The sequence below is a fragment of the Hydrogenophaga intermedia genome (assembly GCF_000723405.1).
GTDB lineage: Bacteria > Pseudomonadota > Gammaproteobacteria > Burkholderiales > Burkholderiaceae_C > Hydrogenophaga > Hydrogenophaga intermedia.
Genome location: NZ_CCAE010000016.1, coordinates 66,641 through 86,693, shown reverse-complemented (window position 1 = coordinate 86,693; position 20,053 = coordinate 66,641). Strand labels below are relative to the sequence as shown.

Here is a 20,053-nt window from a genome sequence, read left to right as displayed (position 1 = left end):
GGGGTGGGGCGTTCGGCACCGGCGGCGGCGCGCCGGGCGGTTGCCCTTGCTCGCCCGCGCGCCGGGGCACGCGGCCCGAGCCCAGCACCTCGCGCGAGAGTTCGAACCAGCGCTCGCGGTCGCCCACGATCCAGTCCCAGTGGCCGTGCTCGCGGTAGCCGTTGGCCAGGCGCACCACCAGCGGTTGCAGGCGCGTCTCGTCGGCCTTGTTCAGGTACTCCACCAGCCCACGGTCGAAGCTCCAGCCGTAGATGAGGTAGGCCGCCATCACCAGCACCACGTTGGCGCCGGCGATGGCCAGGAAGAGCTTCACGCGCAGCGAATCGAAGCGCGCGAGCCCGGAGCGGGGGCGGGCGGTGGGCGAGGAGGGCGCGGCGGGCATGGGGTGAGCCTAAACGGGAATCTGGCAAACACTGTGCAAGCGCCGTGTGAAGCGGTCTTCGCACGCCGTACGCATTCTTTCCATATTTGCCCCGCAACATCCGCTCCCAGCATCGCCGAACCCGGCTTCCCGCTTGTCCACCATGAACCAGACCCAGAAGACTTCCTCCCTCCGCCGTCACCCCTGGCGCACCGCGCTCATCGGGCTGGTGGGCCTGGCCTTGCTGGGTGGTGGCGGTGCGGCCTGGTGGTTCAAATGGGGCCCGGGCGCCAAAAAGGAAAGCACCTACATCACCGCCACCATCCAGCGCGGCGACATCGAGGACCAGGTGGCGGCCACCGGCTCGCTGCAGCCGCGCGACTACGTGGACGTGGGCGCGCAGGTGTCCGGCCAGTTGCGCAAGCTGCACGTGGAGGTGGGCACCGAGGTGAAGGAGGGCGACCTGCTCGCCGAGATCGACGCCGAGACCTCGCAGGCGCGTGTGGACGCCAGCCGCGCGCAACTGCGCTCGCAGCAGGCCCAGATGGCCGAGCGCGAGCTCAACCTGGCCAAGGCCGAGCGCGACCTGCAGCGCCAGAAGAACCTGATGGCCGAGGAGGCCACCACCGCAGAGGCCCTGCAGAACGCCGAGACGGCGGCGCGCACGGCGCGCGCGCAGATCAATTCGCTGAAGGCGCAGATGGAGCAGGTGCAGGCCAGCATGCGGGTGGAAGAGGCCAACCTCAAGTACACGAAGATCTACGCGCCCATGTCGGGCACGGTGGTCAGCATCACCGCGCGCCAGGGGCAGACGCTCAACACCAACCAGCAGGCGCCCACGCTCATGCGCATCGCCGACCTGTCGGTGATGACGGTGCAGACCCAGGTGTCCGAGGCCGACGTGAGCAAGCTGCGCCAGGGCATGCCGGTGTACTTCACCACCCTGGGCGGTCAGGGCCGGCGCTACTACGGCGACCTCAAGAAGGTGGAGCCCACGCCCACCGTGACCAACAACGTGGTGCTCTACAACGCGCTGTTCGAGGTGCCCAACAGCAACCGCAGCCTGATGACGCAGATGACCGCGCAGGTGTTCTTCGTGGTGGCCGAGGCGCGCGACGTGCTGGTGGTGCCGATGTCCGCGCTGACGATGCAGCGCGGCGGGCCGGCGGGCCGCGAGCGCGCGGGGCAGGCTGGTGGTGCGGCGGGTGGTGCGCTGGGTGGTGCGCAGGGTGGTGCGCCTGCGGCTGCTCCGGGCGCCCAACCCGCCACGCCGCCGGCATCTCGCCCGAACTCCTCGCTCTCCGTGCCCGACGGCGCGTTCCGCACCGTGGCCGACACGGTGCTCGCGCAGGCCCCCGCCGGCGAGCGCCCGCGCTTCGACCGCGAAGCCTTCGAGAAGATGACGCCCGAGGAGCGCGAACGTTTCCGCGAGCAGCGCCGCGCGGAGATGGAGAAGCTCAGCCCCGAGGAGCGCGAGCGCTTGCGCGAGCAACGCCGCCAGATGCGCGAGCAGGGCGGTGGACAAGGGGGCGCGCCGACGCCGCCCGCGGACGGCGCACGCCAGGCCTCGCCCGACAAGGCCGCTCGCCCGTCGAGCGATGCGGCCGTCAAGCCTGGCAGCGCCACCCCCGCCACCGTGCCCAAGGCCGCCGCTGGCGCGGCACCGGCGGCACGCCCGAACGCCGCCAATGCCCCCGCCCGAACGCCCGCGACCGCCGCTTCCAGCCAGGAGCGTGGCCCGGGTGCGCAGCCCAACGCCGCGCCGCGCGGCGCGCGCGGCCCCCGCCAGGCCAAGGTCAAGGTCATGAAGGACGACGGCACCATCGAAGAGCGCGAAGTCACCATCGGCATCAGCAACCGCGTGCACGCCGAGGTGCTGTCGGGCCTGAAGGAAGGCGAGCGCGTGGTGGCCGGCACGCGCGAAACCGAGCCACGCAACAACAGCAGCGGCAACCCGCAAGGCTCGCCGCTGGGCCAGCAGGGCATGCGCGGCCCCGGCGGCCCGGGCGGCATGCCCATGGCCGCACCGGCCGGAGCCCGCCGATGAGCCAGTTGCCCGCCGCCCCGGACGCCGCCGTGCTGCCCTCGGGTGCGCCGGCCGAGGCGGTGCTGCCCCTGATCGACCTGCGCGGCATCACCAAGACCTACCGCAACGGCGAACTCGCGGTCGAGGTGCTGCACGGCATCGACCTGCAGATCTACCCCGGCGAGCTGGTGGCCATCATGGGCGCCTCGGGTTCGGGCAAGTCCACGCTCATGAACATCCTGGGCTGCCTGGACAAGCCCACCACCGGCACCTACCGCTTCATGGGGCGCGACGTGTCCGAGCTGGAGCGCGACGAGCTCGCCGAGCTGCGCCGCGACGCCTTCGGCTTCGTGTTCCAGAGCTACAACCTCATCGCCACCGGCACGGCCACCGACAACGTCGAAGTGCCCGCCGTGTACGCCGGTGTGCCGCCGGCCGAGCGCCACGCGCGCGCGGCCGAGCTGCTGGACTCGCTGGGCCTGGGCGAGCGCCAGCACCACCGGCCCAACCAACTGTCGGGCGGCCAGCAGCAGCGCGTGTCCATCGCGCGCGCGCTCATGAACGGTGGCCGCGTGATCTTGGCCGACGAGCCCACGGGCGCGCTGGACAGCAAGAGCGGCGCCGACGTGATGGCGCTGCTGAAGGATCTGTCGGCGCAAGGCCACACGGTCATCCTCATCACCCACGCGGCCGAGGTGGCCGCGCACGCGCAACGGGTGATCGAGATCAAGGACGGCCATGTGGTGGCTGACCCCGGCCCGCGCCCGCCGCAGGGCGAGGCCGCGCAACTGGCGCGCGACTGGACGCCGCGGCGCGGGCGCATCTCGCCCCTGGGCGACGTGGCCGAGGCCGCCAAGACGGCCCTGCGCGCGCTGCGCGCCAATGTGTTCCGCGCCATCCTCACGCTGCTGGGCATCGTCATCGGCGTGGCCTCGGTCATCGCCATGCTGGCCATTGGCGACGGCGCCAAGCAGCAGGTGATCGACCGCATCAGCGCCATGGGCTCCAACCTGCTGCTCGTGCGCCCGGGCGCGCCCAACCAGCGCGGCTTCCAGAACATCGCCACGCTGGTGCTGTCCGACGTGCAGGCCATCGACAAGGAAGTGCCCAACGTACTGGCCGCCGTGCCCGAGCAGACCAGCAGCGTCACGCTGCGCTTCGGCGAGTCGGACTATTCCAGCAGCGTGCGCGGCACCTCGACGAAGTTTCCGCTGGCGCGCCAGTGGCCGGTGGCGCGCGGCACCTTCTTCAGCGAAGAGGACGAGCAGGAATACGCCACCGTGGCCGTGCTGGGCCAGACCGTGGCCAAGGCCCTGTTCCCCGACGGGCAGGAGCCGCTGGGCCAGTACATCCTGGTCAACAACCTCATCTTCCAGGTGATCGGCGTCATGAGCACGCGGGGCGCCTCGCCCAACGGCGACGACCAGGACGACATCGTGATGGTGCCGTACGCCACGAGCCAGTTGCGCCTGTCGGGGCAACGCTTCCTGCGCAACGTCACCGTGGCGGTGCAGGACGTGAGCCGCATCGACGAGACGCAGTCGGCCGTGGAGTCGCTGCTGGCCGAGCGCCATGGCGTGATCGACTTCCAGATCCGCAACATGGCCTCCATCATCGACACCGCCACCGAGACGCAGAACACCATGACGGTGCTGCTCGGCTCGATCGCCGCGATCTCGCTGCTGGTGGGGGGCATCGGCGTCATGAACATCATGCTCGTGAGCGTGACCGAGCGCACCCGCGAGATCGGCATCCGCATGGCCACCGGGGCGCGCACGCGCAACATCCTGCAGCAGTTCCTCATCGAGGCCCTGGTGGTCTCGGCCCTGGGTGGTGTCATCGGCGTGTTCGTCGGCCTGGGTGTGGCCGCCGTGGTGGGCGCCACGGGCACGGCCGTGCAGTTCTCCATCGCTCCGGTGGTGCTGGCCTTCGGCTGCGCCTTCGCCACCGGTCTCATCTTCGGTTTCCTGCCGGCGCGCAAGGCCGCGCGGCTGGATCCGGTCGTCGCGCTCGCATCCGAATGAATATGAAACACCCCCGCCGCGGCGCAGCCGCGACCCCCTCAAGGGGGCAACACCTGCGGCCCGGCAAAGCCGGCTCCGCGGTGTTCCTCGCCTTGTTGCTGCAGGCCTGCGCCGTCACGCAGGACCCGGCGCGCGGCCCCGTCGTCGACATGCCCGCGCAATGGGACGCCACCGCCACCACGGCCGAGGCCCCCGCGCTCACCACCGCGTGGTGGCAGGGCTTTGGCTCGCCCGCGCTGGTGCAACTGCTGGACGAAGCCCAGGCCGGCAGCGCCGATCTGCGCATCGCGATCGAGCGCATGCGCCAGGCCGACATCGCCCTGCAGCAGGCCGGCATCGCGCGCCTTCCCTCGGTGGGCGGCAGCCTGAGCACGTCCACCGGCCGCAGCGACGCGGCGGGTACGCCGTCTACCTCGCGCGAATCCACCAGCGCCGGCCTGTCGGTCAGCTACGAGCTCGACCTCTGGGGCCGCATCGCGGCCGGCGTGCGCGCGGGCGAGGCGTCTTTCGAGGCCAGCCAGCACGACTGGCGCACCGCGCGCCTGACGCTGCTGTCGGGCGTGGCGTCCAACTACTTCCTCTGGCTCAACACCAGCGAGCGGCTGGACATCGCGCGCCGGAACCTGGAGATTGCCGAGCGCGTGCTGCGCATCGTGGAGGCGCGCCAGCGCAACGGTGTGGCCACCGCGCTGGAGGTCTCGCAGCAGCGCGCCACCGTGCTGTCGGCGCGCACCGCGCTCATTCCGCTGGAGCTGCAGCAGCGCCAGACGGCGTCGGCCCTGGCCCTGTTGCTGGGCCGCGTGCCGCAGGGCTACGCGCCCGCCGGCGGCGAGTTCGCGCAACTGCGCGTGCCCACGCTGGCGCCGGGTTTGCCGTCCACGCTGCTGACGCGCCGGCCCGACCTGGCCTCGGCCGAATCGCAACTGGCCGCGGCCGACGCCAACGTGGCCGCCGCGCGCGCCGCGCTGCTGCCCAGCGTGTCGCTCTCGGGCTCGGTGGGCCTGGGCACCTCGGCGCTGCTGAGCCTGGCCGATCCCACGCGCAGCGTGTCGCTGGGCCTGTCGCTGGCGCAGTCCATCTTCGACGGCGGGCGCCAGCGCCTGCAGGTGCGCACCACCGAGTCGCAGCGTGTGGTGCTGATCGAGAACTACGGCAAGACCATCCGCACCGCCTTGAAGGAAGTGGACGACGGCCTGGGCAACCTCTCGCGCAGTGAGCAGCAGGAGTCGCTGCAGCGCGAGCTGGTGGCGCAGGCCCGGCGCTCGCTGGAGCTGGCCGAGCTGCGCTACCGCGAGGGCAGTGGCGATCTGCTGTCGGTGCTGGACGCGCAGCGCACGCTGTTCTCGGCGCTGGACGCGCTGTCCACGCAGAAGCTGTCGCGCCTGACGGCCGCGGTGGATCTGTACAAGGCGCTCGGCGGCGATTGGGTCGCCAGTCCTTCCCTGTCCTGATGGTGCGACGCCCTCGAAAAAGAGGGCAGTTCGCTGCTTTATCTAAATGAGAATAGTTATAATTTGCAAACTGTGAACACCCGGTCAGACACCCTCACGAAACCTCCCTCGGCCGCCCCGGCGGCGTCCAACCGGGCCTATTGGCTCAAGACCCTGCACCAGTGGCACTGGATCAGTTCCGCGCTGTGCCTCATCGGCATGCTGCTGTTCGCGTTCACGGGCATCACGCTCAACCACGCGGCCGACATCCCGGCCACGCCCGTGGTGCAGAACAAGACCCTGGAATTGCCCGCCGAGCTGAAGGCCGCGCTGGCCGTGAAGGACGACGAGCCCGACAACGCCGCGCTGCCGCCCGAATTGCGCGCCTGGCTGGGCCGCGAGCTCGACCTGAACCTGCCCACCACCGAGGCCGAGTGGTCGCCCGAGGAGATCTACCTCTCGCTGCCACGCCCCGGCGGAGACGCCTGGCTGCGCATCGAACGCGAGAGCGGCGCCGTGGAGTACGAGCGCACCGACCGCGGCTGGATCTCCTACTTCAACGACCTGCACAAGGGCCGCCACACGGGCCTCGCGTGGAAGTGGTTCCTCGACGTGTTCTCGGTGGCCTGCCTGGTGTTCTGCATCACCGGCCTGTTCATCCTCAAGTTCCACGCCACCGCGCGGCCCACCACCTGGCCCATGGTGGGCGCGGGGCTGGTGATCCCGCTGCTGCTCGTGATCCTCTTCATCCATTGACCCTCGAAGGAGCTTCCGTCACATGACGACCATCCGTTACGCCGCCGCGCTCACCGCGGCCGGCCTCGCCTGGCCCGCCGTGGCCGCCGACATGGCGCTCAAGGTCGAGATCCCGCGCCTCACCGTGGCGGAGTACCACCGCCCCTACGTGGCCATCTGGATCGAGAAGCCCGACCAGTCCTTCGTGAGCAACCTCGCGGTCTGGTACGACATCAAGCTGCGCAACAACGAGGGAACCAAGTGGCTCAAGGACATGCGGGCCTGGTGGCGCAAGAGCGGGCGCGAGCTGACCATGCCCGTGGACGGCCTGAGCGGCGCCACGCGCGCGCCCGGCGAGCACAGCGTGCAGTTCAACGACGCCGCCCTGGGCAAGCTGGCCCCCGGTGAATACACCGTGGTGCTGGAGGCCGCGCGCGAGGTGGGCGGCCGCGAACTCGTGAAGATTCCCTTCGTGTGGCCGCCCAAGGGCGCCACCACCACGCAGGCCAGCGGCCAGCACGAACTCGGCGCCGTCAGCGTCACCGTCAAACCCTGAACCTCGACCGGAGACCCAACATGAAGAACGTTTCCCTTCGCGCCCGCACGCTGGCCCTGGCCGCCGCCCTGGCCCTGCCTATGGCCGCGCACGCGCACCGCGCCTGGCTGCTGCCCTCGGGCACCGTCTACTCGGGCCAGCAGCCCTGGGTGAGCGTGGACGCCGCCATCTCCAACGACATCTTCTATTACGAGCACAACGCCGCCGGGCTCGACAACCTCGTCGTCGTCGGCCCCAACGGCCAGCCCGTGCAGGCCGAGAACCAGGCCAAGGGCCGCTACCGCAGCATGTTCGACGTGAAGCTCGAGCAGCAGGGCACCTACCGCATCGCGCTCGTCAACGACGGCATGATCGCCAGCTTCAAGGTCGGCAACGAGACCAAGCGCCTGCGTGGCAACGCCGAGTCGCTGGCCAAGGAGATCCCGGCCGGCGCAACGGACCTGCGCGTGAGCCAGAACAACAGCCGCGTGGAAACCTTCGTCACGCGAGGCAAGCCCAGCACCGACGCGCTCAAGCCCACGGGCAAGGGCATCGAGCTCGTGGCCGTGACGCACCCGAACGATCTGGTGGAGGGCGACACGGCGACCTTCCGTTTCCTCGACAACGGCAAGCCCGCCGCGGGCTACTCGGCCACGGTCATCCTCGGTGGCTTGCGCTACCGCAGCGAGCTCGGCGAGATGCGCATGGACACCGACGCCAATGGCGAGATCAAGGTGAAGTGGCCGGCCGCCGGCATGTACTGGGTCAACGTGGCGCCCCCGCGCCCGCCGCGCGTGGAAGGCGCGCCGCCGGCCCCGCCCACGGGTCCGGCCGGTACCTTGGCCGAGCCGGTGCGCCGCTCCAACTACAGCCTCACGCTGGAAGTCCTTCCGAACTGAGTCCACCCCCGCCGCGCTTCGCGCGACCCCCTCAAGGGGGCGGTACCAGCGGCCCGGCAAAGCCGGTTCCGCGGTACCTCTGGGTGGCGCGACTTCAGGCGTTGCGGATCGTGTGATGTGTGGCGTTTTCCTTTCATGACCCGTGTGCTGGTGCCCGAGCAGATCGCTGGCGCCGTGCCCTGGCTGGGCGCGCGCGTGCAGCGCCTGCGCGGCGAGAGCATGGGCACCACCTGGCAGGTGCTGTGGGCCGATGGCGACGCGGCGCGCCATGACGAGGTGCGTGCGGCCATCGAGGCCGAGCTGGACCTCGTGGTCGCGCAGATGAGCACCTGGCTGCCGACGTCCGACCTGGAGCGGTTCAACGCCGCGCCGGCCGGCACGCGCCGCGCGCTGCCCGAGGCCTTGGCCGAGGTGCTCGCGGCGGCGTTGTGGTTGGCCGACGCGTCCTCAGGCGCCTTCAACCCGGCGGCCGGCGCGCTGGTCAATCTCTGGGGCTTCGGCCCCGCGCCGCGCTACACCGACCCCGGCTTCGCACCGCCCGACGCGGCGGCCGTGCAGGCCGCGCTGGCCGGCACCGACTGGCGTGCGCTGCGCTTCGACGCCGCCACGCGCGAGGCCACGCAACCGGGCGGCCTGCGGCTCGACTTCTCCGCCATCGCCAAGGGCCACGCGGTGGACCGCGTGGCGCGGCGTCTGGGCGAACTCGGCATCGCGCACACGCTGGTGGAGGTGGGTGGCGAGCTGCTCGGGCAAGGCCTGCGGCCCGACGGCATGCCCTGGTGGGTCGACCTGGAGACGCCGCCGGTGGGGAGCGGCCACGCCAGGCCGCGCGCCACACGGGTGGCCTTGCACGGCCTGTCGGTCGCCACGTCCGGCGACTACCGCCGCGCCTACCTGCACGGCGGCTGGCGCCTGCCGCACAGCCTCGACCCGCGCACCGGTCAACCCGTGGCGCACGGGCTGGCATCGGTGAGCGTGCTGCACGCCGAGTGTCTGTGGGCCGACGCCTGGTCCACCGCGCTCACCGTGGCCGGCCGGGAAGCGGGTGTGGCCCTGGCCGAAGCGCATGGCATCGCGGCCCTGTTCGTGCAGCGCGAGCCCGACGGCTGCCTCACCGAAACCCTCACGAGCGCGATGGAGCGCCTCGCAGGATGACCCCGGAAAAGCTTGCCTACGCCCTGGTCGTGCTGGCCCTGTACGCTCTGATGTGCGGTGCCTTCGCCTGGCAACACCGCCGCCGCCAGGCCGAGGCGCAGCGCCGCGTGGCCGCGCTGCTGCCCGCCACGCCCGGCGTGCCCGCCTGGTGGGTGACCTACGCCAGCCAGACCGGCCAGGCCGAGGAACTGGCGCTGCAGACCGCGCAGGCGCTGCACACGGCCGGTGTGCCCGTGCGCCTGGCGCCGCTGGACCAACTGAGCCTGGCCGATCTGCAGCAGGCCGATCGCCTGCTGTGCGTGGCCAGCACCTACGGCGAAGGCGACCCGCCCGACAGCGCCGCGCGTTTCGCGCGCCAGGTCATGGCCTCGGCCGAGGTGAGCCTGTCGCACCTGCACGTGGGCCTGCTCGCGCTGGGCGACAAGACCTACGCGCACTTCTGCGGCTTTGGCCGCGCGTTGGACGGCTGGCTCACCGCACGCGGCGCGCAGCCGCTGTTCGAGCGCATCGACGTCGACAAGAGCGACCCCGAGGCGCTGCGCCAATGGCGCCAGCACCTGGCGCACCTGGCCGGCACCAGCGACCTGCCCGACTGGGAGGCGCCCGCGCTGCAGCCCTGGCGCTTGCGCGCGCGCCGCCACCTCAACCCCGGCAGCACGGGCGAGCCGGTGCACCACCTGGAGCTGGTGCCGGCGTCCGGTGAGCTGCCCGATTGGCGGGCCGGCGATCTGGTGCAGGTGGAGGTGTCCGAGGCGCCCGGCGCGCCGCGCGACTACTCCATCGCCTCGGTGCCGGCCGATGGCGCGGTGCACCTGCTGGTGCGCCGCTCACGTCGGGCCGACGGCGGCCCGGGCATCGCCTCGGGCTGGCTCACCGAAGGCGCCGCGCTTGATGAAACGCTGATGCTGCGCGTGCGCGCGCACGGCGGATTCCGCATCGGCGAGAACGCGCGGCGGCCCCTCATCCTCATCGGCAATGGCACTGGCCTGGCGGGCCTGCGCGGACACATGCGCGGGCGATTGGCCGAGGCGGGGCACCTGCCCGATGCCGCGAGCCTGCCGCGCCCCGACGCGGTGGCGCCGATGTGGCTGCTGTTCGGCGAGCGCCAATCGGCCTGCGACGCGCACTACCGCGAGGAGATCGAGGCCTGGGCGCACCAGGGCTGGCTCAGCCGCGTGGACTGGGTGTTCTCGCGCGACCAGGCCGAGCGGCGCTACGTGCAGCACGCGCTGGCCGACTCGGCTGACGCCGTGCGCGAGTGGGTGGGGCAGGGCGCCGCCCTCTACGTGTGCGGCAGCCTGGAGGGCATGGCGGGCGAGGTCGATCGCACGCTGCGCGAGATTCTCGGCGACGAGGCCCTTGAGGATCTGGCCGCGCAAGGCCGCTACCGGCGCGACGTGTACTAGAGAAGGTGTGAGAGAACCCGTCATGGCCGCTCATGCCGCCCAAAGGCACCCACTCGGCGTTGCAAATGCTCGCCGTAGCCCGAGCTACGGCTGTGCTTTGCGCCTTGATTGGGTGCCTTTGGACGGCCTGCTCGACCACGCCGAGTTCTCTCACACCTTCTGAAGCCTCGCGCACGCCCCGCGATGCACGGGTAGCATCCGGCGCTTTCCCCCACACGGAAGGCAAGGACATGGCGACAGGCAAAGTGGCGGTGGTCACCGCGGGTGGCAGTGGCATGGGCGCGGCCGTGGCGCGGCGTCTGGCGGCCGAGGGGTTTCAGGTGGGCGTGCTGTCCTCGTCAGGCAAGGGTGAGGCGCTGGCGAAACAACTGGGTGGCGTGGGCGTCACCGGCTCCAACCAGTCCACCGACGACCTGGCCCGGTTGGTCGATCTGGTGATGGCGCGCTGGGGCCGCATCGACGTGCTGGTCAACAGCGCGGGCCACGGGCCGCGCGGGCCCATCCTGGAGATCAGCGACGAGGACTGGCACCGGGGCATGGACACCTACCTGATGAACGTGATCCGCCCGACGCGGCTGGTGACGCCGCACATGAAGCAGCAAAAGGGCGGGGCGATCATCAACATCTCGACCGCCTGGGCCTTCGAGCCGAACGCGATGTTCCCGACGTCGGCGGTGTTTCGCGCCGGCCTGGCATCCTTCACCAAGGTCTTCGCCGACACCTACGCGGCCGACAACCTGCGCATGAACAACGTGCTGCCGGGCTGGATCGACAGCCTGCCACCCACCGAGGCGCGGCGCGAGAGCGTGCCGATGCGGCGCTACGGCACCAGCGATGAGATCGCGGCGACGGTGGCCTTCCTCGCCTCGGACGGGGCGGCGTACATCACGGGGCAGAACCTGCGGGTGGACGGCGGGCTGACGCGCTCGGTGTGAAATGAAAAAGGCCGCGCATCGCGCGGCCTTTTCTTGAGGAGCGAACTGGCTTACTTGTAGCCGACGCGGTCCAGCATCTGCTGAACCTTGGTCAGGTTCTTCGCCACGGCCGCCAGAGGCACCGTCTCCAGCTTGAAGTTTTCGCCGCCCATGGCATGCAGGGCCGGGTTGTCCAGCTTCACGCCTTTGGCGGCCGGGAATTCGTTGTTGCCATCAGCGAAGTACTTCTGCGCCGACGGGCTGGCCAGGTACTCCATGAAGGCCACCGCGCTGTCGCGGTTCTTGGCGTGCCTGGCCACAGCCGCGCCGGCGATGTTCACGTGCGTGCCCGACGTGCCCTGGTTCGGAAACACCACGCGCACCTTCTCGGCCACGGCTTTGTCTTCCGGCTTGTCCGACTTGAGGATGCGGGCCATGTAGTAGCTGTTGGCAATGGCCACGCCGCACTCGCCCGATGCCACGGCGCGGATCTGGTCGGTGTCGCCGCCCTTGGGGGCGCGCGCCTGGTTGGCCACCAGGCCCTTGAGCCATTCCTCACCCTTCTGGTCGCCCAGGCGCTCCACCACGGTGGCGAACAGCGACATGTTGTAGGGGTGCGAGCCGGTGCGCGTGCACAGCAGGCCCTTGAGCTTGGGGTCGGCCAGTTGCTCATAGGTGGCAACGTCTTCGGCCTTCACGCGCGCCGGGTCGTAGATGATGACGCGCGCGCGGGTGGAGAAGCCGGTCCAGGTCACGCCGTCGGGCGTGGCTGCGGCGCGCAGCGTGGCGGGGATGGTGTCGTCCAGCTTTTTCGACTTGATCGGTTGGAACAGGCCCTGCGCGTCGGCGGCGGCCATGCGCGCGGCGTCCACCATCAGCACGATGTCTGCCGGCGAGGCCGAGCCTTCGGCGCGCAGGCGCGCCGTGATGCCGGCGTCGTCCGCTTCCACGCGGTTGATCTTGATGCCCGTGGCTTGCGTGAAGCCGTTGTACAGCGCTTCGTCCGTCTGGTAGTGGCGGGCGGAATAGATGTTGAGCACCTTCTCCTGGGCCTGCGCCTGCGCGGCGCCGAGGGCCAGGGTGGCGGCGGCCGCCAGGGCCGAGACGATGTAACGGGTGGTTTTCATGGTGGTCTCTCGTTTCAGGAAGCGCTTGGCCGCCGCGGTGCTTTGGGACAATCCCGTACCCGCTGAACGACCGCGGTGAATGCTAGCAGAGACGAGAATGATTCTTAAGCAATTTAATTGGTTCCCAGGGCGCCGGGCCTGGCTGGGCGCGCTCGTTCTGGCGCTCGCGGGCTGCGCCCTCACACCACCGCCACCGCCCGAGGCGACGCCCCCCGTGGTGGTCACGCCGCCGACGCCACCGGTGACGCTCACGCGGGCGCCCCGCCTGGGCCTGGCGCTGGGCGGCGGCGCGGCGCGCGGCTTCGCGCACATCGGCGTCATCCAGGAGCTGGAGCGCGTGGGCATCCGCCCGGACCTGCTTGCCGGCACCTCGGTCGGCAGCATGGTCGCCAGCTTCTATGGCAGCGGCATGCCGGGCAAGGAACTGGAGCGCCTGGCCATGGGCATGCACGAGGCCGAGATCGCCGACTGGTCGCTGCCCATCCTGGGACGTGGCCTGCTGCGCGGCGAGGCGCTCACGCGTTACGTGCGCCGCGCCATCGATGGCAAGCTGCTGGAGGACATGGTGCTGCCCGTGGGCGTGCTCGCCACCGACCTGCGCACCGGCCGCGGCGTGCTGTTCCGCCGGGGCGACGCGGCGCTCGCGGTGCGCGCGTCCAGCGCCGTGCCGGGCGTGTTCTCTCCGGTGAAGATCGGCGACGCCGAGTACGTCGATGGCGGCCTGACCGCGCCGGTGCCGGTGCGCCAGGCGCGCGAGATGGGCGCCGAGATCGTGCTCGCGGTGGACATTTCCAGCGTGCCCGAGACCAACAGCGCGAGCGGCAACCTCGAGTTGCTGCTGCAAACCTTCGCCATCATGGGACAGAGCATCAACCGGCACGAGCTCGCCGAGGCCGATCTGGTCGTGCGGCCGGTGCTCAATGGCATGAGCGGGGCGGACTTCTCCTCGCGCGAACGGGCCATCGAGGCCGGGCGCCAGGCCATGCGCGCGGCGCTGCCGCGCCTCAACGCGCTGCTGGCGATGCGGCGTTCGCTGTAACGGCGCGGGCCACGGTGGTGCGCCGTTCCGAGCGAATCGACAGCCATCCGAACAGCAGGCCCACGGCCGCACCACACGCCACGTCGATGAACACGTGCTGGCGGATCGCCATCGTGGACCACACGATGGCCAGGCACTGCAAGGCGCTGGCCCAGCGCGTCCAGCGCGGCGCGCCAAGGGCCTGCAGGCGCCAGTGCAGCCAGCAGGCCGCGTGCACCGCCGCGGCCACGTGCAGGGACGGACAGGCGTTGCTGGACGCGTCAATGCCTTTGAGGAAGGCCAGTTGCGGGTAGGCGGACCAGGGAATGTCGAACACCGGCGTGCGCGTGGGCCAGAGCCAGAAGATGGCCAGGCACAGCGCGCACATGAGCGCCACCCAGGCGCCATAACGCAGCAGCGAACGAAAGCCCGACACGAGGCCGGGCGCCACGGACACGTAGACCCAGAGCCAGCCATAGGCGTAGATCGCTGTGGGCGTGAACGGCACCCAGTGATCGGGCGCCATCAGGGGCAGTTCGAACGCCTCGGTGGACGGGTTCTTCAGCACCCAGAAGTAGGCGTGGAAGAACAGCACCATGAAGGCGGTGGTGCCCACGGCCTTGAGCAGCCACAGGCCGAAAAAGCAATCGACGACCCTGCGTGTCCAGGCCGGGGGAGGGGAAGGGGTCAAGACGGCAGCACTCCGTTGGCGGGGCCGCGCCACTGTACCCGAGGCCGGTGACATCCCCCGCGCGGGCGGTACGCCCGAGGGCTCCAGGGACCCTGCTCACTATAATTCCGCACTTTTTTCGGGCCCACATGAACGCCATCGAACTGATCCGCCAGTTTCTCGTCGATCGCCTCGGCGTGGCCGAAGCCGCTGTGGTGCCCGAAGCCGTGCTGGGCGAACTGGGCGTCGACTCGCTCATGCTCGCCGAACTGATGTTCGAGGCCGAGGACCGGCTGGGCATCGAGATTTCGTCCGACCAGACGCCACCGAAGACGGTGGCCGACATGGTGGCCGTCATCGACGCGCTCGCGGCGACCAAGACGGAGTGAGCATGTCGCGACACCGCGTCGCGATCACCGGCCTGGGACTCGTGAGCCCGTACGGCGGCGATCTCGAGGACTTCTTTCAACGGGTGTGGGCCGGCGAATCGGCCGTGCGCTGGCTGGTCACCGACGACGAGCCGCGCCCGCTTCGCTTGCCCTACGTGCGCTGCGCGGGCTTCGAGCCCGACCGCGAGCTGGGCAAGCCCCTGGCGTCCATGATGGAGCGCTTCTCGCAACTGGGCATGGCCGCGGCATTCAAGGCTTGGCGCCACGCCGGGCTGGCCCTGAAAGCCGCCGACGACGGCAGCGCCCGCGCCCGCTGGGGCTGCCTGTGGGGCACCGCGCTGGGGGGCCTGGCGGCGCACGAACGCGGTGCGCGCGAACTCTGGCTCAAGGGGCGCGAGCGCGTCTCGCCGCTGTCGGTGGTCATGGGCATGAACAACGCGGCCAACGCGCACATCTCGATTCAGCTCGGCCTGGGTGGCGTGAGCAGCAGCCACACGGCCGCCTGCGCGTCCGCGTCCATGGCCATCGGCGAGGCGTTTCGCCGCGTGCGATCGGGCGAGGCCGAGGTGATGATCACCGGCGGCTCCGACGTGTGCCAGTCGGTCAGCGTGGTGAAGGCCTGGGAAGCCATGCGCGTGCTCGCGCGCGGCGACGAGAACACCTCGCCCAGTGCCTGCCGGCCTTTCGCGGCCGATCGCAGCGGCCTGGTGCTGGGCGAGGGCGGGGCGGCGCTGGTCCTGGAAAACTGGGACCGCGCCGTGGCGCGCGGCGCGCGCATTCACGGCGAGCTCATCGGCTTCGCCACCAATTGCGATCACACCCACTTGGCGCGGCCCGACCGCGCCGGCCAGGTGCGCGCGCTGCGCGCGGTGCTCGACGACGCGGGCGTCGACGCGCATGACGTGCACTACGTCAATGCGCACGGAACCGCCACGCCCGAGGGCGATCCCATCGAAGTGCAGTCGCTGTGCGAGGTGTTCGGTGAGCGCGCCGCCCACCTTCCCGTGAGTTCCACCAAATCGATGCACGGTCACCTGCTGGGCGCGGCGGGTGCCATCGAGGCCATCGTGACGGCCATGGCCTTGCGCGAACAGGCTGTGCCACCCACGGCCCATCTGGCGGGCCGGCTCGACCCGGCGTGCGAGGGGGTGGATCATGTGCCCCAGGGCCGACGCGTGAACGGCATGCGCGTGGCGCTGTCCAACTCTTTCGCCTTCGGTGGCAGCAACGCCGTGCTGGCGTTCGCGGCCCCACCCCATTGAATATCCCCTGGAGTTCCCTCATGCAGGAAGACACCGTCAACGCCGAAACCGTGGAGCAACTGATCCCCGAGCTCGTGCAGCTCATCATCGAGGCGCTCAATCTGGAATTGAGCGCGCAGGACGTCGACGCGGACGCTCCGCTGTATGGCGAAGGCATGGGCCTGGACTCGATCGACATGCTGGAGATCGCTCTCGTCATCTCCAAGCGCTACGGCTTCCAGATGCGCTCGGACAACGAGCACAACCAGACGATCTTCGCCAGCCCGCGCTCGCTGGCGGCCCACATCGCGCGCAACAGAACGCAATGAGTTCCCTGCGCGCCGCGGCGTCCGCCCTGCTGTTGCTGGGCTGGATCGCGGCCTCGCACCTGGGCAGCACTGGCCGCGGGCCAGTGGACCTGCATGTGGCCGTGGCGGTGGCGCCGTTTCTCGCGGCCGTGGCCATCCTGTTTGCGCGTGTCGCGCGGCCCCCCGTCAAGCTGTTGGCCTGGCTGTCCGTGGCTGTGCTGCTGTGGAGTCTGTGGGCGCTGCTGCGTACGCATGTTGCCCTGCTGTACTACCTGCAGCACCTGGGCATCCACCTGGCCCTGGCGGCGCTGTTCGGCGCCAGCCTGATCGGTTCGGGGGAGGCGCTGGTCACCCGCATGGCGCGCCTGCTGAGCGAGGGCGATCTCTCGCCGCGCCACTGGCGCTACACGCGCCAGGTCACCGCCGTCTGGGCGGCGTTCTTCGTGCTCAACGCCCTGGTTTCCACCGCCTTGTTCCTTTTCGCGTCGCGCGAGGTCTGGTCGCTGCACGCCAACGTGCTCACCGGGCCGCTGGTGGGCTTGGTGTTCATGGTGGAGGTGCTGTGCCGGCGCGCCGTGTTGCCGCCGCATGAGCGGCCCAGCCTGTCGGCGGTGGTGCACGCCTGGCGCACCATGGGCCGGCACCGCCCGACGGATCCTCGGAGTCAGCCGTGAGCCGCTCCGCGTTGATCACCTCGCACGCGCTCGACGCCGTTTTCGCCTGGTGCCCCGACGGTCCGGTGCGCGTGGGCGAGTTCCTCGCCGACGCCGCGGCCTTCGCCGAGCGCTTGCCCGCCTCGGGCGATCTCGTCAACCTGTGCGAAGACCGTTACCGCTTTGCCGTAGGCTTCGCGGCGGGCCTGCTGCGCGGCCGCGTGAGCCTGCAGCCCTCGTCGCTGGCGCCGCAGAGCCTGCGCCAGCTTGCGCAGGACCACCCCGGGGCGCTGTGCCTGACCGACGACAGCGCCGACACCCCCGATCCCACGCAGGCGGCCGGCCTGCCCGCGCTGCGAGTGCCGGCACGCCCCGGCGCGGGCCGCGCGCCGATCACCGAGATGCCGTTGATCGACGATCAGCGCGTGGTCGCCGTGCTGTTCACGTCGGGTTCCACCGGGCGTCCGCAACCCCACCACAAGCACTGGGGAAACCTGGTGCGCAACGGCCAGGCCGAGGCCGCCGCGCTCGGGCTCGACCGCGAGCCGCACGTGCTGGTGGGCACCGTGCCCATCCAGCACAGCTACGGCTTCGAATCCACCTTCCTGCTGGCGCTGCACGGTGGCTGCAGCTTCTGGTCGGGCAAGCCCTTCTTTGCGCAGGACATCGACGACGCCCTGGCCGCCGTGCCGGGCCCGCGCCTGCTGGTGACCACGCCCTTTCATCTGGCCAACTGGCTGGCCGCCCCCGCGCACGCGGTGAAGCCGCAGCGCCTGCTGTCGGCCACCGCGCCGCTGGCCGAGGGCCTGGCGCAACAGGCCGAGACCGCGTGCGGCGCCGAATTGCACGAGATCTACGGTTCCACCGAATCGTCGGCGCTGGCGAGCCGGCGCACCGTGTCGGGCCCGGCCTGGACGCTGTTGCCGGGCACGCGCTTGCGTTTTTCTGGCGACGTGGCCAGTGCCGAGGGCGGGCATGTGGAGGGCCGCGTGCCCCTGGCCGATCTGATCGAGCCCCTGGCCGACGGCCGCTTCCTGCTGCACGGGCGCCACGCCGACCTCATCAACATCGCGGGCAAGCGCAGCTCGCTGTCCTACCTCAACCGCCAGCTCGCGGGGCTGGAAGGCGTGGTCGACGCCGCCTTCTTCCTCCCCGATGAACCGACTGGCACGGGCAACGCGGCGGCGGTGACGCGGCTCGTGGCCTTCGCAGTGGCGCCCGGGCGCAACGCAGCCGATCTGCTGGCCGAGCTGCGCGAGCGCGTGGACGCCATCTTCCTGCCCCGGCCCCTGGTGCTGCTGCCGGCGCTGCCCCGCAACGACACCGGCAAGCTCACGCGCGACGCGCTGGCCGCGTTGTACCGCCAGGAGGTCTTGAATGGCCGTTCTTGAGCGCGACTGGCGCGTGCCCACGAATCACCCGGCCTTCGCCGGGCACTTCCCGGGCCGGCCCATCCTGCCGGGTGTGGTGCTGCTCGACGAGGCACTGCGCGCGGTGCGCGAGCTGGCGCCCGGCGCGCGCGGCTGGACCATTCCCCAGGCCAAGTTCCTGCGGCCGGTGCTGCCGGGCGATGCACTGCGGCTCAGCTTGAGCGCCTTGCCATCCACGGGCTACGCGTTCAGCTTCCTGCGCGGGGGGGAGGCCGTGGCCACAGGCCAACTCCGGCCGGTGCAATGACCACCGCCCGCCTGCCCGAGTGGCGCCAGCGGCCCGAACGCGGCCAACTCTGGCTTCTGCGGCTGATGGTGCGCCTGTCCCTGTGGTTCGGCCGCGCGGCGAGCCGCGTGGTGCTTCACGGCGCCACGCTGTACTTCCTGCTGTTTGCGCCGCGCCCGCGTGCGGCCAGCGCCGACTACCTGCGCCGCGCCACCGGGCGCGCGCCGGGCTGGCGCGATCGCTACCGCCACCTGCTGAGCTTTGCCACCACGGTGCACGACCGCGTCTACCTGCTCAACGACCGCTTCGATCTGTTCGACATCGAGGTGCAGGGCGCGCCCGCGCTGATGGACGCCGTGCGTTCGGGCGGCGTGCTGCTGATGGGCGCGCACCTGGGCAGCTTCGAGGTGCTGCGCTGCGTGGGTCGCCAGCGCCCGGGCCTGCAGGTGAGCATGCTGATGTACGAGGAGAACGCGCGGCAGATGCGCGCCGCGCTCGGTGCCATCAACCCGCAGGCGCAGCAGGACGTGGTGCCCTTGGGCCGGCCCGACTCCATGATCGAGGCCGCGCAGCGGCTGGAGCAGGGCCACCTGGTGGGCATGCTGGTCGATCGATCCCTGGACGCCGACGACCGCGCCATGCACGACTTTCTGGGCGCGCCCGCGGGTTTTCCCACCGCGCCCTGGCGCATGGCCGCCGTGCTGCGCCGGCCGGTGTTCTTCATGGCCGGCCTGTACCTCGGTGCGAATCGTTACCGCCTGGTGTTCGAGCCACTGGCCGACTTTGGTACGGTAGGCCGTGGCGCGGCGCGTGACGCGGCCATCGCCCAGGCGCGCGGCGCCTACGTCAAGCGCCTGCAGGCCTGCTGCCGGCAGGCGCCGTTCAACTGGTTCAACTTCTTCGATTTCTGGCAACGATGAACACCCGAAGGCTCTGGCTGCTCACGACGCTGCTGCTGCCCCTGGCGACCGCGACGCCCGCGCACGCGGCCGACGACCTGGACCGCCTCATGGCCCTGCTGGCCGCCCACCCCGGCGGCACGGTGCGCTTCGTCGAACGGCGCCGCCTGGCCATGCTGGACGCGCCCCTGGTCTCGCGCGGCGAGATGACCTACCGGGCGCCCGACTGGCTGGAGCGGCGCACGCTCTCCCCGCGTCCCGAGCGCCTGCTGCTCGACAAGGACACGCTGACGATGGAGCGCGACCAGCGCCGCATGAGCATGCCCATCAGCCAGCGCCCCGAGGTCGAGGCCTTCGTCGCCAGCATCCGCAGCACCCTGCGGGGCGACCGCGCCGCGTTGGAGCGCCACTACCGCGTGGCCCTGCAGGGCCAGCCCGAGAAGCGCTGGACGATGACCCTGGAACCCCTGCAGGCGCGCCTGCGCGGCATCGTCACGCAGATCGTCATTTCGGGCGTGGGCGTGGCCGTGGACCGCGTTGACTACACGCAGTCCGACGGCGACAGCACCGAGATGCGCATGGAACCGGCGAGCAAGCCGTGACGACG

Annotated in this window: 20 protein-coding genes and 1 pseudogene; 18 read left to right on the top strand and 3 right to left on the bottom strand. The window is 70.9% G+C overall.

What is annotated here, in order from left to right; translation table 11 throughout:
• Positions 1–382: pseudogene (locus BN948_RS11760) on the bottom strand (hypothetical protein); the annotation flags it as partial.
• A gap of 142 nt (positions 383–524) precedes the next feature.
• Here BN948_RS11760 and BN948_RS25655 point away from each other — a divergent pair.
• The 9 genes from BN948_RS25655 (at position 525) to BN948_RS11715 (ending at position 11,506) form a co-directional block, all read left to right on the top strand.
• Positions 525–2,408: an efflux RND transporter periplasmic adaptor subunit gene (locus tag BN948_RS25655; RefSeq protein ID WP_009520318.1), complete on the top strand. Its 1,884-nt coding sequence runs from the start codon at positions 525–527 to the stop codon at positions 2,406–2,408.
• Positions 2,405–4,411, top strand: coding sequence for a MacB family efflux pump subunit (locus BN948_RS11750; protein ID WP_009520319.1), 2,007 nt, complete (start codon positions 2,405–2,407; stop codon positions 4,409–4,411). The genes BN948_RS25655 and BN948_RS11750 overlap by 4 nt, the downstream gene beginning before the upstream one ends.
• 2 nt (positions 4,412–4,413) lie before the next feature.
• Entirely contained in the window at positions 4,414–5,862 is a 1,449-nt protein-coding gene (locus BN948_RS11745; RefSeq protein WP_138820118.1) for an efflux transporter outer membrane subunit, read from the top strand.
• A 72-nt stretch (positions 5,863–5,934) separates the two neighbouring features.
• Positions 5,935–6,597 (top strand): PepSY-associated TM helix domain-containing protein, encoded by a 663-nt coding sequence (locus BN948_RS11740; protein ID WP_009520323.1) that lies wholly within the window; start codon positions 5,935–5,937, stop codon positions 6,595–6,597.
• 22 nt (positions 6,598–6,619) lie between these two features.
• The gene (locus tag BN948_RS11735; protein WP_009520324.1) at positions 6,620–7,132 is read left to right on the top strand and encodes a DUF2271 domain-containing protein; all 513 of its coding nucleotides are present in this window, start codon (positions 6,620–6,622) and stop codon (positions 7,130–7,132) included.
• Positions 7,133–7,152: 20 nt separating this feature from the next.
• Complete coding sequence (locus BN948_RS11730) at positions 7,153–8,010, top strand: DUF4198 domain-containing protein (RefSeq protein WP_009520325.1); 858 nt, start codon at positions 7,153–7,155, stop codon at positions 8,008–8,010.
• 135 nt (positions 8,011–8,145) lie between these two features.
• Positions 8,146–9,165: an FAD:protein FMN transferase gene (locus BN948_RS11725; RefSeq protein WP_009520326.1), complete on the top strand. Its 1,020-nt coding sequence runs from the start codon at positions 8,146–8,148 to the stop codon at positions 9,163–9,165.
• The gene (locus tag BN948_RS11720) at positions 9,162–10,571 is read left to right on the top strand and encodes a sulfite reductase subunit alpha (protein ID WP_009520327.1); all 1,410 of its coding nucleotides are present in this window, start codon (positions 9,162–9,164) and stop codon (positions 10,569–10,571) included. The genes BN948_RS11725 and BN948_RS11720 overlap by 4 nt, the downstream gene beginning before the upstream one ends.
• A 230-nt stretch (positions 10,572–10,801) precedes the next feature.
• A complete protein-coding gene (locus BN948_RS11715) occupies positions 10,802–11,506 on the top strand; it encodes an SDR family oxidoreductase (protein ID WP_009520328.1) in 705 nt (234 codons plus the stop codon).
• 50 nt (positions 11,507–11,556) lie between these two features.
• On the opposite strand, the gene BN948_RS11710 is transcribed toward BN948_RS11715, so the two are convergent.
• Positions 11,557–12,612, bottom strand: a complete 1,056-nt coding sequence (locus tag BN948_RS11710; protein ID WP_009520329.1) for a Fe(3+) ABC transporter substrate-binding protein — start codon at positions 12,610–12,612, stop codon at positions 11,557–11,559.
• A gap of 97 nt (positions 12,613–12,709) precedes the next feature.
• Here BN948_RS11710 and BN948_RS11705 point away from each other — a divergent pair, with 97 nt between their 5' ends.
• The gene (locus BN948_RS11705; RefSeq protein WP_009520330.1) at positions 12,710–13,651 is read left to right on the top strand and encodes a patatin-like phospholipase family protein; all 942 of its coding nucleotides are present in this window, start codon (positions 12,710–12,712) and stop codon (positions 13,649–13,651) included.
• Here the strand turns inward: BN948_RS11705 and BN948_RS11700 are convergent.
• Entirely contained in the window at positions 13,617–14,321 is a 705-nt protein-coding gene (locus BN948_RS11700) for a phosphatase PAP2 family protein (protein WP_009520331.1), read from the bottom strand. The genes BN948_RS11705 and BN948_RS11700 overlap by 35 nt on opposite strands.
• 128 nt (positions 14,322–14,449) lie before the next feature.
• Here BN948_RS11700 and BN948_RS11695 point away from each other — a divergent pair, with 128 nt between their 5' ends.
• The 8 genes from BN948_RS11695 to BN948_RS11660 are packed head-to-tail and all read left to right on the top strand — an operon-like array spanning position 14,450 to position 20,048.
• Complete coding sequence (locus tag BN948_RS11695) at positions 14,450–14,689, top strand: acyl carrier protein (RefSeq protein ID WP_009520332.1); 240 nt, start codon at positions 14,450–14,452, stop codon at positions 14,687–14,689.
• 2 nt (positions 14,690–14,691) lie between these two features.
• Positions 14,692–15,951: a beta-ketoacyl-[acyl-carrier-protein] synthase family protein gene (locus BN948_RS11690; protein WP_009520333.1), complete on the top strand. Its 1,260-nt coding sequence runs from the start codon at positions 14,692–14,694 to the stop codon at positions 15,949–15,951.
• 20 nt (positions 15,952–15,971) lie between these two features.
• Entirely contained in the window at positions 15,972–16,259 is a 288-nt protein-coding gene (locus BN948_RS11685) for a phosphopantetheine-binding protein (RefSeq protein WP_009520334.1), read from the top strand.
• A complete protein-coding gene (locus tag BN948_RS11680; RefSeq protein WP_009520335.1) occupies positions 16,256–16,912 on the top strand; it encodes a COG4648 family protein in 657 nt (218 codons plus the stop codon). The genes BN948_RS11685 and BN948_RS11680 overlap by 4 nt, the downstream gene beginning before the upstream one ends.
• Positions 16,909–18,282, top strand: a complete 1,374-nt coding sequence (locus BN948_RS11675) for an AMP-binding protein (RefSeq protein ID WP_009520336.1) — start codon at positions 16,909–16,911, stop codon at positions 18,280–18,282. Before BN948_RS11680 ends, BN948_RS11675 begins: the two co-directional genes overlap by 4 nt.
• Positions 18,269–18,568: a 3-hydroxyacyl-ACP dehydratase FabZ family protein gene (locus BN948_RS11670; RefSeq protein ID WP_009520337.1), complete on the top strand. Its 300-nt coding sequence runs from the start codon at positions 18,269–18,271 to the stop codon at positions 18,566–18,568. Before BN948_RS11675 ends, BN948_RS11670 begins: the two co-directional genes overlap by 14 nt.
• Positions 18,565–19,467 (top strand): LpxL/LpxP family acyltransferase, encoded by a 903-nt coding sequence (locus BN948_RS11665; protein WP_009520338.1) that lies wholly within the window; start codon positions 18,565–18,567, stop codon positions 19,465–19,467. The genes BN948_RS11670 and BN948_RS11665 overlap by 4 nt, the downstream gene beginning before the upstream one ends.
• The gene (locus BN948_RS11660; RefSeq protein ID WP_009520339.1) at positions 19,464–20,048 is read left to right on the top strand and encodes a LolA-related protein; all 585 of its coding nucleotides are present in this window, start codon (positions 19,464–19,466) and stop codon (positions 20,046–20,048) included. The genes BN948_RS11665 and BN948_RS11660 overlap by 4 nt, the downstream gene beginning before the upstream one ends.
• Positions 20,049–20,053: the final 5 nt, after the last annotated feature.

Bases quoted from the DNA above. Each gene is read 5' to 3' on its own strand.
- BN948_RS11680 (WP_009520335.1), top strand. From the start codon at position 16,256: ATGAGTTCCCTGCGCGCCGCGGCGTCCGCCCTGCTGTTGCTGGGCTGG.
- BN948_RS11695 (WP_009520332.1), top strand. From the start codon at position 14,450: ATGAACGCCATCGAACTGATCCGCCAGTTTCTCGTCGATCGCCTCGGC.
- BN948_RS11745 (WP_138820118.1), top strand. From the start codon at position 4,414: ATGAAACACCCCCGCCGCGGCGCAGCCGCGACCCCCTCAAGGGGGCAA.
- BN948_RS11750 (WP_009520319.1), top strand. From the start codon at position 2,405: ATGAGCCAGTTGCCCGCCGCCCCGGACGCCGCCGTGCTGCCCTCGGGT.
- BN948_RS25655 (WP_009520318.1), top strand. From the start codon at position 525: ATGAACCAGACCCAGAAGACTTCCTCCCTCCGCCGTCACCCCTGGCGC.
- BN948_RS11730 (WP_009520325.1), top strand. From the start codon at position 7,153: ATGAAGAACGTTTCCCTTCGCGCCCGCACGCTGGCCCTGGCCGCCGCC.
- BN948_RS11725 (WP_009520326.1), top strand. From the start codon at position 8,146: ATGACCCGTGTGCTGGTGCCCGAGCAGATCGCTGGCGCCGTGCCCTGG.
- BN948_RS11670 (WP_009520337.1), top strand. From the start codon at position 18,269: ATGGCCGTTCTTGAGCGCGACTGGCGCGTGCCCACGAATCACCCGGCC.
- BN948_RS11735 (WP_009520324.1), top strand. From the start codon at position 6,620: ATGACGACCATCCGTTACGCCGCCGCGCTCACCGCGGCCGGCCTCGCC.
- BN948_RS11715 (WP_009520328.1), top strand. From the start codon at position 10,802: ATGGCGACAGGCAAAGTGGCGGTGGTCACCGCGGGTGGCAGTGGCATG.
- BN948_RS11660 (WP_009520339.1), top strand. From the start codon at position 19,464: ATGAACACCCGAAGGCTCTGGCTGCTCACGACGCTGCTGCTGCCCCTG.
- BN948_RS11690 (WP_009520333.1), top strand. From the start codon at position 14,692: ATGTCGCGACACCGCGTCGCGATCACCGGCCTGGGACTCGTGAGCCCG.
- BN948_RS11710 (WP_009520329.1), bottom strand. From the start codon at position 12,612: ATGAAAACCACCCGTTACATCGTCTCGGCCCTGGCGGCCGCCGCCACC.
- BN948_RS11720 (WP_009520327.1), top strand. From the start codon at position 9,162: ATGACCCCGGAAAAGCTTGCCTACGCCCTGGTCGTGCTGGCCCTGTAC.
- BN948_RS11665 (WP_009520338.1), top strand. From the start codon at position 18,565: ATGACCACCGCCCGCCTGCCCGAGTGGCGCCAGCGGCCCGAACGCGGC.
- BN948_RS11705 (WP_009520330.1), top strand. From the start codon at position 12,710: ATGATTCTTAAGCAATTTAATTGGTTCCCAGGGCGCCGGGCCTGGCTG.
- BN948_RS11685 (WP_009520334.1), top strand. From the start codon at position 15,972: ATGCAGGAAGACACCGTCAACGCCGAAACCGTGGAGCAACTGATCCCC.